This is a genomic window from Candidatus Magnetominusculus dajiuhuensis (genome assembly GCF_046044395.1).
Classification (GTDB): Bacteria; Nitrospirota; Thermodesulfovibrionia; order Thermodesulfovibrionales; family Magnetobacteriaceae; genus Magnetominusculus; species Magnetominusculus dajiuhuensis.
The window spans coordinates 1-13,187 of sequence record NZ_JBJUSG010000031.1 but is presented as its reverse complement, the minus strand read 5'-3'; the positions used below and the strand labels follow the sequence as shown (position 1 = coordinate 13,187).

General features: G+C 47.5%; 14 protein-coding genes. 7 read left to right on the top strand and 7 right to left on the bottom strand.

Features of this window, described 5'->3' with window-relative positions:
- Positions 1-4: 4 nt before the first annotated feature.
- Both AB7D94_RS06165 and AB7D94_RS06160 read left to right on the top strand, forming a co-directional pair.
- Positions 5-1,405, top strand: coding sequence for an HD domain-containing phosphohydrolase (locus tag AB7D94_RS06165; RefSeq protein WP_420264862.1), 1,401 nt, complete (start codon positions 5-7; stop codon positions 1,403-1,405).
- Positions 1,380-1,754 (top strand): response regulator transcription factor, encoded by a 375-nt coding sequence (locus AB7D94_RS06160; RefSeq protein WP_420264861.1) that lies wholly within the window; start codon positions 1,380-1,382, stop codon positions 1,752-1,754. The genes AB7D94_RS06165 and AB7D94_RS06160 overlap by 26 nt, the downstream gene beginning before the upstream one ends.
- A gap of 115 nt (positions 1,755-1,869) precedes the next feature.
- Here AB7D94_RS06160 and AB7D94_RS06155 read toward each other — a convergent pair whose 3' ends face one another.
- The 5 genes from AB7D94_RS06155 to AB7D94_RS06135 all read right to left on the bottom strand — a co-directional run bounded on the left by AB7D94_RS06155 (position 1,870) and on the right by AB7D94_RS06135 (position 6,437).
- Complete coding sequence (locus AB7D94_RS06155) at positions 1,870-2,619, bottom strand: prepilin peptidase (protein ID WP_420264860.1); 750 nt, start codon at positions 2,617-2,619, stop codon at positions 1,870-1,872.
- 32 nt (positions 2,620-2,651) lie between these two features.
- Positions 2,652-2,966, bottom strand: coding sequence for a hypothetical protein (locus AB7D94_RS06150; protein WP_420264859.1), 315 nt, complete (start codon positions 2,964-2,966; stop codon positions 2,652-2,654).
- Positions 2,967-3,032: 66 nt separating this feature from the next.
- Positions 3,033-4,139 (bottom strand): transcription termination factor NusA, encoded by a 1,107-nt coding sequence (gene nusA, locus AB7D94_RS06145; RefSeq protein WP_420264858.1) that lies wholly within the window; start codon positions 4,137-4,139, stop codon positions 3,033-3,035.
- Positions 4,136-4,600, bottom strand: a complete 465-nt coding sequence (locus AB7D94_RS06140; RefSeq protein ID WP_420264857.1) for a ribosome maturation factor RimP — start codon at positions 4,598-4,600, stop codon at positions 4,136-4,138. Before AB7D94_RS06140 ends, nusA begins: the two co-directional genes overlap by 4 nt.
- A 187-nt stretch (positions 4,601-4,787) precedes the next feature.
- The gene (locus tag AB7D94_RS06135; RefSeq protein ID WP_420264856.1) at positions 4,788-6,437 is read right to left on the bottom strand and encodes a lytic transglycosylase domain-containing protein; all 1,650 of its coding nucleotides are present in this window, start codon (positions 6,435-6,437) and stop codon (positions 4,788-4,790) included.
- Between the two features lie 128 nt (positions 6,438-6,565).
- Between AB7D94_RS06135 and AB7D94_RS06130 the strand changes: the two genes are divergently transcribed.
- The 5 genes from AB7D94_RS06130 to AB7D94_RS06110 all read left to right on the top strand — a co-directional run bounded on the left by AB7D94_RS06130 (position 6,566) and on the right by AB7D94_RS06110 (position 11,028).
- Entirely contained in the window at positions 6,566-7,954 is a 1,389-nt protein-coding gene (locus AB7D94_RS06130) for a DNA recombination protein RmuC (RefSeq protein ID WP_420264855.1), read from the top strand.
- Positions 7,951-8,997 (top strand): deoxyguanosinetriphosphate triphosphohydrolase, encoded by a 1,047-nt coding sequence (locus tag AB7D94_RS06125; RefSeq protein ID WP_420264854.1) that lies wholly within the window; start codon positions 7,951-7,953, stop codon positions 8,995-8,997. Before AB7D94_RS06130 ends, AB7D94_RS06125 begins: the two co-directional genes overlap by 4 nt.
- Positions 8,998-9,075: 78 nt before the next feature.
- Entirely contained in the window at positions 9,076-9,732 is a 657-nt protein-coding gene (locus tag AB7D94_RS06120) for a histidinol phosphate phosphatase domain-containing protein (RefSeq protein ID WP_420264853.1), read from the top strand.
- Positions 9,733-9,752: 20 nt separating this feature from the next.
- On the top strand, positions 9,753-10,448 hold the full coding sequence (locus tag AB7D94_RS06115; RefSeq protein WP_420264852.1) for a tetratricopeptide repeat protein: 696 nt from the start codon (positions 9,753-9,755) through the stop codon (positions 10,446-10,448).
- On the top strand, positions 10,432-11,028 hold the full coding sequence (locus AB7D94_RS06110) for a phospholipase D family nuclease (RefSeq protein WP_420264851.1): 597 nt from the start codon (positions 10,432-10,434) through the stop codon (positions 11,026-11,028). Before AB7D94_RS06115 ends, AB7D94_RS06110 begins: the two co-directional genes overlap by 17 nt.
- Here the strand turns inward: AB7D94_RS06110 and AB7D94_RS06105 are convergent.
- Together AB7D94_RS06105 and AB7D94_RS06100 are read right to left on the bottom strand one after the other, a co-directional pair.
- On the bottom strand, positions 11,018-12,757 hold the full coding sequence (locus AB7D94_RS06105) for an AAA family ATPase (protein WP_420264850.1): 1,740 nt from the start codon (positions 12,755-12,757) through the stop codon (positions 11,018-11,020). The two genes, AB7D94_RS06110 and AB7D94_RS06105, sit on opposite strands and share 11 nt — an antisense overlap.
- A gap of 43 nt (positions 12,758-12,800) precedes the next feature.
- The gene (locus tag AB7D94_RS06100) at positions 12,801-12,980 is read right to left on the bottom strand and encodes a hypothetical protein (RefSeq protein WP_420264849.1); all 180 of its coding nucleotides are present in this window, start codon (positions 12,978-12,980) and stop codon (positions 12,801-12,803) included.
- Positions 12,981-13,187: the final 207 nt, after the last annotated feature.

The following is a 13,187-nucleotide window of genomic DNA, read 5'->3' as shown; positions in this document are numbered from 1 at the left end:
GTAATTGGCAATTTTCAATTTGAAAAAACTCCTTCTAAAAAAAGATATCACTAAACTTATTGAGGGGCTTACCGTGTCCATGGGTGTGGATGTCTGCATAAAGGACAGCGCGGGGACTATGCTCTATGGAACAGGCGGCGATTATCTGTCCGGCCTGCCCATAACGGTTGACGGTAAGACGGTGGGGTGGATTTATGGTGAGAATGTCAGTAAGATTGCCGCTATGGCCTCTTTACTTAATTATATCGTAGGGGCAGAGGTGCAGAAAAAGGCGCTGGCCGCTGAGACACTAAATAAATACAGCGAACTTACGATGCTTTATGATTTTGTGGAAAAGGTCAACGCGTTTAATGTTAAGGAGATAGCAGAGTTTCTGATAAAGCATGTGTCGGAGCAGATTAGGGCAGATAATGTGTCAGTTATGCTCACAGATGAGATAACCGGTATGCTGAAGTTAGTTGCCGAAAGCGGCGGCGAAAGCGGCAACGGCGGGGCGCAAATGTCGGCATTTGGGATTGCCGGCGTTGTTATGCACTCCGGCAAGGCTGAGATAATCAACGACTGCCGCTCAGACCCCAGGTGTGCAATGGAAACGGGCAGTGTAAGTTCTCTGATCTGCTCACCGATAAAGGCAAAGGAAAAGGCCCTTGGCATTGTTATGGCAAGCACCATAGAGCCATTCAACTACACGGCTGATGACCTTAATTTTTTCTGTACACTGGTGTCTCAGGCAGCCTTTGCTATGGACAACGCAAGACTGTACGAATCTCTTAAGGAGGCCTTTATCAAAACGGTTTACACACTTGCAGAGACAATAGAAAAAAGAGACCCATACACCGGAGGCCACACAAAGCGGGTGAAGGAATACAGTGTCGCTATTTCGGCGAATCTTGGCATATCCGCGGGGGATAAAGAGAGGCTTGAGCTTGCCGCGGTACTTCACGACATAGGAAAGATAGGCGTCAGCGACAATGTGTTGCGTAAGACTGCCAAGCTGACAGACGAGGAGTTTGAGGAGATCAAGACCCACACGACTTGCGGACGGGATATACTGTCATACATAGAGGAACTGAAAGGCATCATTCCGGGCGTTAAATCTCACCATGAACGTTTTGACGGCAGGGGTTATCCGGATAAGCTCAAAGGGTTGGAGATTGACTTGATTGCCAGAATAATAGCCGTTGCCGATACCTTTGACGCAATGACCTCAGACAGGCCATACAGAAAGGGTTTACCTTTTGGTACAGCCCTGCAAGAGTTGAGAAAATGCTCCGGTACACAGTTTGACCCAACGGTGGTTGAGGCATTCTTCAAGGCCGTGGACAATAATAAGATAAACCCGGAGAATCAGGAAAAAATAATTAGGGGGGACAACAACGATGCCTGCAATTCTGATAGCAGATGACGAACAGCATATTAGAATGCTTATTGAACAAACACTTGAATCTCTTGAGGATGAGGGTGTGGATATACTTACCGCCCAAAACGGTGAAGAGGCTCTTGAAACAATAAAAGAAAAGAGGCCTGAGCTTGTCTTTCTTGATGTTATGATGCCCAAAATGAACGGTTTTGACGTATGTAACACCGTTAAGAACACACTTGGGATGAAAGAGGTATATATCATAATGCTTACTGCCAAGGGACAGGAGTTTGACAAGGAAAAAGGCGCTGAAAGCGGCTGCGATTTATACATAACAAAACCATTCAGTCCCAAGGAGTTGAAAAGTAAGGCACGGGAAATACTTGGCCTTTAGGGGCTGTTAAAGAAAACTGTGTCAACACCATATACTCTGAAGAGGGGTATGTGCTATGTACGAAATTACGGCTTTGCGCTGCCGCTGGACGAATTTGTGAATGCGTGGGCTGCCCTCACAGGTTTAAGTAAAATGCGATAATCTCCCTGCTGTAAAATAAAGACACCGCCGCTCCAAGCGACAAAAATGGCCCGAATGGAATCCTCGTCTTCCTGCCCTTTCCCTTAAATACCATCAGGGAAATCCCATAGACAGACCCCGCAAAACTCCCGATAAAAATCGTCAGCAAGACAGATTTCCAGCCCATCGTTGCCCCAACCATCGCCATAAATTTTATATCGCCCCCACCCATGCCCCCCCTGCTTACCACGGCAATGATATAAAATATCACCCCGCCCGTTAACAGCCCTATCAAAGACCCGGAAATGCCAATAAGTCTGCCATAATGCGGTTCAGGCAATATGAATATCGAACCAACAACCCCCAGCACTATCCCCGGCAGCGTTATCACATCGGGGATTATCTGATAGTCTATGTCTATAAAGGTTATCACAATCAACGCCGATATAAACATCATATAGTATATTGAATACGCCGAAAGGCCAAACTTCGCATAAATCAGTACATAGAATACCGCGTTTAGGAGTTCCACCACAGGGTATCGAAGCGATATATGCACCCCGCAGCAGGCACACCTGCCCCTGAGGGCCAGATAACTAATAACCGGTATGTTATGCCACGGCTTGATTCTTTTACCGCAGACAGGGCAGCCCGACGGCGGCGTTACAATAGAAAGGCCCTTGATGGGCAGCCTGTATATGCAGACGTTTAGAAACGAACCGACTATCAGGCCAAAGACGCCCAAGACAAAGGTTAATATGTAGTATGGCGGCAGGGCTATCCCTCCGTCGAAATTATTTCGCCGGCCTCTTTTTTCAAATCCTCAATATCTCTGTCAAGAGAGGAAATCTCCCGGATTGCCTGCTGAACCTTATGGTGGTTATATATGTCCGTAGTCCTGTTGAAACTCAGCTCGTAGGCATTTTTGCCTATTGAGCCGAAAAGCTCTTCCCTTTTTTTTTCGAGGTTGTCTATTTTTGCCAGCGTCTTTATGAAGGACACCTCAATGGCCAGCCGTTCGCTTATAATGGAGGCAAACCACTGGAGCTTTTCTATGCCGTGTTCAAAGTCTCTTTTTATCTTGTTCCACATTTGTTTGAAGCCCCCGTCCCCTGCGACCCCGGCTCAGCACCCCATTTCAGCGAGAAAATGACAATCCTACGACTGCTCTTCGGGTTGCCTCTCTTGCAGTATCTCGTCAATAGACTTGTCGGACTTGTCCTGCCTTATCTTTGAGTATCTGGATTCGCTGATTATATCAATGTCCCAGCCGGTGAGTTTCATAGCCAGCTTAACATTCTGGCCCTTCTTCCCTATTGCCACAGAAAGTTGCGAGTCATCAACGACGACCATCGCGGTTTTATCCTCTTCATTTATACCGATTTTGTCCACTTCCGCGGGGGTTAGCGCCCTTGCTATGTAGAGCCTTAAGTCGGGGGTCCAATGGATGATATCAATTCGTTCGCCCCTAAGTTCCCGGACAATTGCCTGAACCCGCGTGCCCTTCATCCCCACACAGGCGCCAATCGGGTCTATGGTGGAGTCTTTTGTGAAGACGGCGATTTTTGTCCTCTCACCCGGTTCCCGTACGACATCCTTTATCTGAACAATATTGTCGCTGATTTCCGGCACTTCCATTTTAAACAACGCGGCGACAAAATTTGTCGAAATCCTCGAAAGCACGATCTGCGGCCCCTTGTTCGTGGTATTGACCAATTCGATATATGCCCTGATGATGTCGCCGTTTTTAAAATGCTCCCGCTGAAGCGTTTCCTTTACCGGAAGGACGGCCTCTGCCTTGCCGACGCTGACGCTGTAGGAAAACCTGTCCTTTCTGATGATAGTGCCAGAGACGACAGTGCCGACCTTATTGGCAAACTTGTCATAGATGACGTCTCTTTCGGCCTCACGAACCTTCTGCATTATGACCTGTTTTGCCGTTTGTGCCGCTATGCGCCCGAAGTCTTTTATATCAAGCGGCTCGTTAATCGTACAACCTAAAGAGGCATCCGGAGAAATGGCAATGGCCTCTTCTAAAGACACCTGTGTTTGATTGTCTGTCACTGTATCAACGACAGACCTTATCTTAAAGACACTGACCTCATAATCGATGGGGCTGATAGTCAGTCCGATATTATCGAATTTTGTAAATTTCCGTTTTACCGCGGTCAACATCGCTGACTCAATCGTTGTCCTGAGAGTTTCCCTGGAAATCCCTTTCTCATGGCTTATTTGATCGATAATGTAACGAAGCTCTTTGCTCATTTTATCTCAATCTCCAGTTTGGCTCTTATGATATCGGGAAACTTTATTTCAACCGTTGCCCTTTTGTCCTCAAGCGAAACCGCATCCTCCGTAACAGACACTATTGTCCCGGTGAAGCAGTTGTCCTTTGCCCCCGCAGCGGCCTTTGTCACGATTTTAGCAAGTTTGCCGGTGTATTTTATAAAATCGGCCTTATTTCTAAGCGGCCTGTCAATACCTGGGGAGGTTACTTCAAGCGTATATCCACCCTTGAGTATGCCCTCTACGTCAAGCATGGCGCTGAGGTCTCTGCTCATCCCCGCGCAGTCGGCTATGGAGACCGCCGGGTCTTTGTCTATCGTTACTCTCAATATCTTTCTTGCTCCTTGTCCTTTTAATTCCACGCTAAACAGCTCCACAGACCTTTGCAGGGCTGCCTCCTTAGCTATCGCCTCAAGGCGTCTCATTATCTCTATGCCCAAATTACCATGCCCATAAAACAAAAGAGTGGGTTATTCCCACTCCTGAAATGAGAAAACTATCTCTCCCTGTGATTGTATCTTTATTTTTCATTAAAAGTCAAGCACTTTTAAAAAGGCCGTATGGGCCAAGTCTACAATGTCCGGTTGGAGCCGGTTGTAGATTATTGCGGGAGCGAATGGTGCGACATTAACTTTTTTCGGGGATTTGCAGAACTCTGCCGGGTCTAACCTTCGAGGGGTCGCCAATGGAGTTGAGCTTCATTAAGTCCTTCACAGAAACATTATACATCTTCGCAATTGAGAACAGGTTTTGGCCGGTAATAACTTTATGATGTCTGGCTATCTGTGGTTTAGGTGTAGATTTTTTGGCATCGCCTTTGGGGTCAGGAGTTGGTTTCTCCGCTACGGTAGCCACAGGGGGTTTTTTTTCGATTTTGGGTGGCGCTGACTGGCTCGTCTCAGGTTTTTTTGCGGTGTCCGCTTTCGGCTTTGTGCCTGTTTTGGGGATGCTTGCCGTAAGTGGCGCGCCGGGCTTTATGTGAATGGCCTTTCCCGGCTGAGGTTCTTTTTTTTTTGACGCATCTGATTTTGAGGCTATATCGGTCTTTCGTGTTTGGGTGGATGGCTTAGCCTGTGGTGGTGGCGTCTCTGTTTTGACCTGGGATTTTAATGAGTCTTTAGTGCCGGGGGGCAGCTTCAAAAAATAATCGCAGGGAAGCGATGTCTTCGACGCCATTACGGATGGTTTTAATTCGGGGTTCAGGCGTCTGATCTCTTCTAATGAACAAGCGGCCGCAATGGCGCTTACCTTCATGGATCTGCCCGTGCGCAGGACTTCGTATTCCTTTGGGTACATAAATTCCACGTCACCGAAGTAACTTTGATAATCTTCAAGGATTTCTAAAACGGCTAAAAATTCAGTATAATAATTCCTTGACGCAAAACCAAAGGAAGGCCCTTTGTACTTTTCCACTATCTCCGATATATCGCTGGTAGAGAGGTCTTTTTTGGCCCTTGACAAACCTGACGCGCCGTGATTGTATGCCGTTACGGCCAAAGGCCATGAACCAAGCTGTGCATAGTTATCCAATAAAAGCCTTGCCGCCGCCCTGGTTGACTTCTCAGGGTCAATTCTTTCGTCCACAATTGAGTTCATCCTGAGAAATATCCTGCCCGTGGAGTCGGTAAATTGCCATATTCCCGCAGCCTTTGCCCATGAATAGGCCGATACGTCAAAGGACGACTCAACAAATGGCAGCCTTGTCAAAGCCACCGGAACGCCCTCTTCTCTAAAAATCCTTTCCATTTCTTTCAGGTACAGTGTTGATTTTGACAATGCCTTCTGGAAACGGTCCTTTTGCCCGATTTGTGCCCTCAGACGGTCTGCCGCCTCAGAAAACTTGTTAGCACCCTCAATGCCTCTGAACATCTCATATACGCGAGACTCCTCAGGTGACAGATTATTTATCTCATCCGGGTCATCGGGCTTGAGTTTATCCAGCTTAAGGAGTATTTCCCTGTATTTGCTTATCTCAAAAGACAGCACTCCAATTCTGGCCTTTTTTGAGTTGCTCTGGTCTTCTGTTAAGTCAACTACCGAATAAATAATGTTTAAATACCTGTTATCGTGGATAACGGCCTGTTTAGTCGTATACAGGGTGAATATCTTTATCCAGAAATCCACCTGTGGCCTAAGCGGCGCCGGACAAGAAAAAAGCGGGGACTCAGGCAGAGAGAACCTATTTTCTGACGCAGCCGATGCACCGGACACCCCGGCAAGGCCCAAAACCAGAACAACCGCCGCACATCTTAGGATTAACTTTAACCAATTCGACATTAGCCTCTTATAATACCAGCAAACGAAAAAAAGAACAAGGGGGCAACAGCCCGCCGAGACCTGACACCAGCAATTTTTCTTGTGATATAACCTCCGGATTCATTATAATCTACTTGCTGATGTTGACCGTGGGAAATATTGTTACATTGATAGCAGGGCTGTCGGTCGGTGCCCTTGTGGGCTGGCTTGTGGTCAGCCGCCGTTTGCTTAACGAGCATTATTTAAAGTGCTCAGCGCTTGAAGGCAACCTCAAGGCCGCCGAGGCTCAGCTCAACGCGCTCAAGGTACAGCTCATCGATAAGGCCAACGAGGTAATATCCCTTAGGGAAGACCTGTCAGATGCGCGGCAGTCCCACGCCGTCTTGCAGACTAAACTCGTTGCCTCAGACGAAAACCTCAGGGCACAGCGGGGTATTATCGAAAACGCAAAAAAAGACCTCACCGACACCTTTACGGCTCTGTCGGCGGTTGCCCTGAAGAGCACATCCGAGGACTTTATCAGGCTGGCCAATGAGTCCCTTGAGAAAATCCTCTCTGAAACTAAGGGCAGCCTCGGCCTCCATCAGGAAAAAATCCATGGCCTCGTCTCCCCGCTCACTGAGACGCTGAAAAAGTACGAGGAACAAATCCAAAAACTCGAATCTAAATGGGACAGGGACCATGGAAGCCTCGCCACACATATTCAGAACATCGTGCTTTCCAATCAGCAGCTTCAAAAGGAGACATCTAATCTCGCAACCGCCCTCAAAAACCCCCAGATCAGGGGACGCTGGGGTGAAATTCAACTGACACGCACCGTGGAGCTTGCCGGCATGGCGCAACACTGCGACTTCAACCTGCAGACCTCCGTGGACACAGACACAGGACGCCTAAGGCCGGACATGATAATACATCTGCCATCGAACAGGGACATCGTCGTGGACTCTAAGGTCTCTCTCATTGCCTATGTCGAGGCCGTATCCTCAGACACGCCGGATGACAACAGGGCGATATTGTTTAAAAAACACGCGCGGCATGTCAGAGACCACATGGAGAGATTAGCACAGAAGGCATACTGGGAGCAGTTTAAGAAGTCGCCGGAGTTTGTCGTCCTGTTTTTACCCGGGGAGTCGTTCTTTAGCGCCGCGCTCGAATATGATATCGCGCTCCTTGAGGATGCCGCCTCAAAGAGGATTATAATCGCCACCCCGTTTACGTTGATTGCCCTTCTGCGCGCCATCGCCTTTGGCTGGAGGCAGGAGCAAATGACCAAAAACGCGGAGCTGATAAGCAAGGCCGCTAAAGAACTATATGAGCGGTCAAATGTCTTCATCAGGTACCTTGCCGAGCTTGGAAAGGGTATTAAGAAATCTGTTGACGGGTATAACTCCGTCGTTGCTTCCCTTGACAAGAGGCTCCTGCCCACGTTGAGAAAGTTTAAGGAACTCGGCGTTGCCGCCTCCGATGAGACAGTTCCTTTAGATGTAATCACTCATGAGCCTGCGCGTTTATTCTCAGATGATGAGGGGATGACGTGATAATCAGACAACAGACAGAGGCAATAGAGAAAAATATATTACACCCCCGCGCCTGTCAAAGCGTCGGCACAAGGGGACGCCAGACGCCCGAAAAAGAGGGGGATATCCGAACATGCTTTCAACGCGACCGTGACAGGATTATTCACTGTAAATCCTTCAGGCGCCTCAAACACAAGACTCAGGTCTTTCTTGCCCCAAAGGGCGACCACTACAGGACACGCCTTACGCACGTACTTGAAGTATCCCAGATATCGCGCACCATATCACGCGCCCTCAGACTAAACGAGGACCTCACAGAGGCAATCGCCCTTGGGCATGACCTCGGACACACCCCTTTTGGACACGCTGGGGAGGCGGTGCTGCGAAGGATTCACCCCGGTGGCTTTGACCACTACGTCCAGAGCCTGAGGGTTGTAGATATACTTGAGAAAAACGGCACCGGCCTTAACCTCACATACGAGGTCAGAAACGGTATTATCAAGCACTCAAAGGGCATGGGTAAGATACTATCTGACGCTCCAAACGAAATGGCCGACACGCTGGAAGGACAGGTCGTTCGTATCTCCGATGTCATCGCCTACCTCAACCACGACCTTGACGACGCCCTCAGGGCAGAGGTCATTCACAGGAAAGACATCCCCGATGATATATCCTCTGTCCTCGGAAAATCCCACTCCAGGCGTATAGACACTATGGTCAGGGATTTGGTTTATAACACATTAGAGGCAGGATTAGAGCGAATCACCATGACTGATGGCATACTTGCCGCCGTGAATAACCTGCGCAGTTTTCTCTACGCCAGGGTCTATGAAAGCGATAAACTGAAAGAGGAGTTTCATAAGGCGGAGAATATCGTTCAAAGCCTTTATCAATATTACTGTGAGCACCCGGAGCTTATTCCTCACCGCGTCATCGGCACCACGGCGGCTGATAGCGATGGGCTGCTTACGCATGTCTGTGACTTCATCGCGGGGATGACAGACCGTTTCGCGCTTATGACTTTTGAGAAAATTTTTATACCGCAGCGCTGGACTGTTTTTTAGCCCATATATTTGCCCTTGCAAAAATCATGGGCTAAACCATTATAATAGTCCAATGCCTTTGGGAGGTTGGATAATACTATGATTGACCTGCATACGCACACGTTTTTTAGCGACGGGGAGCTTGTCGCTTCCGAACTTGTCCAAAGGGCATATGCCGCTGGCTATACGGCCATCGCCCTTACTGACCACACAGACAGCAGCAACATTGAGTTCATCGTTGGCAATATCTCAAGAGCCGCGGATGACCTCAATCGCCATTGTAATATCAAGGTCATCCCCGGTGTTGAGCTTACCCATGTGCCACCGGCAATGATTGGCACCCTCACAAGCCTTGCCCGGTCACTTGGTGCCCGATTAGTCGTCGTTCATGGAGAAACCATCGTCGAACCAGTCAAAGAAGGCACTAACAGGGCAGCTATTGAGGCCGGAGTTGATATCCTTGCTCATCCCGGCCTTATCTCAGACGAGGATTGCCGCCTCGCAAGGGACTGCGGCGTCACGCTTGAGATAACCGCCCGCAAGGGCCACAGCCTGACAAACGGGCATGTCGCCATGAAGGCCTCGCAGTTCGGTGTGCCGCTTGTTATTAACACGGACACACATTCGCCCCATGACCTGATAACTAAGGACATGGCCGTTAAAGTCCTGCTCGGCGCGGGGATTCCACATGGCAAAGTAGGTGATATTTTTCAACAATCGCAATATTTAGCAAATAAACTCTGTAAAAATTTATAATCTAACTGGAGAATGCAAATATGCCTAAAGTCATTAAAAAAAGACCTGTTAAACATAACGTTTCTCAAAACGAAAGGGACTCATCGTACGAACACCTGAAACACTATATTGATAAGAATAAAAAACGTTCGCAGCTCGTTATGGGCGCGGCCGTTGGCCTTATAGTCATTGTCTCGTTAATCGTAATCTATCGCTCCTATTCGCGCGACCAGGTCTCGGCATTGAACTCACGCGCGTATAACGCCTTTTATGGCCAAAGTTCCACGGCGGACTCGGAAAAAAGATTGAAGGCGTCTCTGGCCGACTTCCAGCGCTCATACAACGATTCGAAATCCCCAATTTCACTGCTTTATACCGCGGCGGCACTCATTGAGCTGGGCAACACAGACGAGGCGGAGAAGACCCTTATTCAGTTTAATAACACATACCAGACAGACAATGAACTGCTGCCTATATCGTACTATAGGCTCTTCGGGCTTTATAAAGGCAAAGGTGCCTCTGACAAGGCGCTTCAGACCATTGAAAAGCTCTACGCGCTGAAATCCCCGATATTCAAAGACCTGGCACTGTTTGAATGGGCGTCTATACTTTCCGCCTCTGGCAAGGCCGACGCGGCGAAGGGGAAAATGGCGGAATTGGAAAAGGCCTTTCCGATGTCTCCGTATGTGACGAGAAGGCCTGACAGCACGGCTTTGGACAATGCCACTAAGGGCTGAGAAGCTCCTATCAGTAGCAGCCATAATTTTCATTAGTCTTGCCACATCGGCCTACGCCCTTGATGTGCCGTTGAACACCAATGCCCATGTGTACTTTTCACCGATGGGCGGGGCAACTGAGGCCATAGTTGCTGAAATCGGCAAGGCGCGCTCAGAAATCCTCATCCAGGCATATTCCTTTACCTCAAAGCCGATAGCCGAGGCTCTTGTGAGAGCCAAAAAAAACGGTGTGAACATAGCAATCATTCTGGACAAGAGCAACCTTTCAGACCAATACAGCGCTGCAACATTCACAGCGAATGAGGGGATACCGACTTACATAGACGCTATCCACAACATAGCCCATAATAAGGTTATGATTATTGACAGGGAAACCGTTATTACCGGAAGTTTCAATTTTACAAGATCAGCGGAATATGAAAACGCCGAAAATTTGTTAGTCATAAAATCAAGAGAGCTTGCCAGTGCGTATATCGCTAATTGGAATTTGCACAGACAGCATTCAGAGCAGTACAAAGTGGGCGGGATTTTCAAACCGGAAATAAAAAAACAGGAAATAAACAGGACTTTCAGATATTAAACGACGCAGCTTTTTTCGCAGTCTCCACAATCGCGTCTAATTTTTCGACAACCTCCGCGTCAATGTCCTCTTTTGGAACGTAGCGAGCGAGGATGTGGTAATCGCTTTTATTCAAGATATTGTACTGAGATATTTTTTTGAAATAGACTTTAAACAACGGTATAAGCACATCGTCAGACGCCTTTAACGTCGGCGACCATATGTCTGTATCTTTAATCGTTTTCAACGCTGTGGCGATTTCATTAATGGATTCCTCCATAGCAGTTACCCTTCGTTGTATTTCTGAATCATCCGGCAGGTCATTATAAGTCGCGTGGCCATAGCGCGCATAATCAAGAAGAGTTTCCTTTGTACACAGATAATTTTCAATCTCGTTTTTCTTCCACATTAACTGAACTAATTGATCGTGTTTTTTGATATCTTTTCCTAAATTATCATATATTGCTATCCCTACGAGGTCTTTCTTTGATTCACAAAGGGCGAAGAAGTGACTATTAACACCGTCATCTTTGTTGTTTGTGGGATGAAAAAATGGCCGCTCAAGGTATCTCTCTGCTTCATGTCCAAGCACTTTTGCAAACTCTCTGAGTATATCTAAATCTGTCGAACCCTCTAAGTATAAAACCCAGCCTGTTTGCTCTGCCAGATAGTAATTGTCGAAGGGAATATCTGTGAGGGATTTCGATAATTGGCTGTATCTGCCATTGATGCTGTGGGGATTCTTTCCCAAAAAGGCTATCACAAGATCACGCTCTGCGGCCTCTCTCATGATTACCTCTGAATGGCTCGCGATTATTATTTGAGAGCCGGTTTCCTTGGATACATCTATGAGGGTCTGGTAAATCTGGCGCTGACGGAGTGTCTCAAGATGGGCGTCAGGTTCGTCAAGAAGGAGAACAGTCTTAGGATTTGCGTAAAGATACGCCAGCAAAAGCAGGGTTTGCTGAAATCCCCTGCCGGAGGCGGAGATGTCGAATTTAATTTTAGCTATATCCTTATAAGACATGGATATTTCCCCCCGTTCCATGATAAAATCGGGTGGTAAGATGTCCACTCCGAATAGTTTTTTCATATATAGGGTTAGTTTTTTCCATGAATCGGGGTCCGTATCATATATTTGGTAGCAAAGATTGCGGAGAACTTGAGCTGTCTGACCTTCACCAATGAGGACATTAATCCTGCCAGGCTCTACTTTAGGCTCTGTCGCCGCCAAACCAGACATTGGAGGAAGAAAGGCAATCCGAATGCCTGAGGCCTCGTCACATACCGTCATTCGTGATTTGTCGTCTTTCCATGTTTCTGTTCGTAAAGGACGGCAGTAAAACGATTCTTCGTTTGCATAACCGAATTCAAGTCCGCAGTTCCATACAACTCCATTAGTTATTCCTTCGACGATTACGTTTATAAAGATATAATCAATGTGGGGGTTTGTTTCATTGCTGTGCTTGACATTGCGTACTTTAAGATTGCGCCACAGAAGCCTTGCAACAGGAACGGGGATAGCAGTAATGTCCTTACGGTTTATCGCAACCCTTGGACCTTTTTCAGGGGATGCTTTTCCTTTCCTTTTAGTGTTCCATGCGCGAAGGCCGACATTCCAAAGGGCTATCGCCTGTAAAGCGGTTGTCTTGCCGCAGTTGTTCGGGCCTACAAATACAACATATTCGCCAAGCTCTATCTCAACATCATCGAGATTCTTGAAATTCTGGATCTTCAGCCTGGTCAACATGCCTGATTATAACATGTTTTTGACGAAATATATAACGAGGTGATTAAGCGCCGCCCTGCAGGTTGCTCAGGTGCTGCTCAATTGCCGCGGCAATCGCTGCCAACGATCCCTTGACCGTCTTCCCCTGAGATACTACGCCAAGCTCGCCGCACTCAACATTAAATCCCGCCGTTGATGTGTCAGTGCGAATTGCTACGACAAACGCCCTTCCACCGACTGTCACTGTACTTGTTCCACAAATTGCCATGCAAATAGTATATCTGAAATACAGGGGATAAATCAATAGGAAAATTACATTGGGCCAAGCCAAAGCAAGAATAACATCATTACTACCAAAGCAGAACAGACAACTTATGCTAAATCGCGTTCATAAAAGTAACGTAAGCGTCTAAATAACTACACCCGTTGATTTCCCTGCGAGGGCATCCCT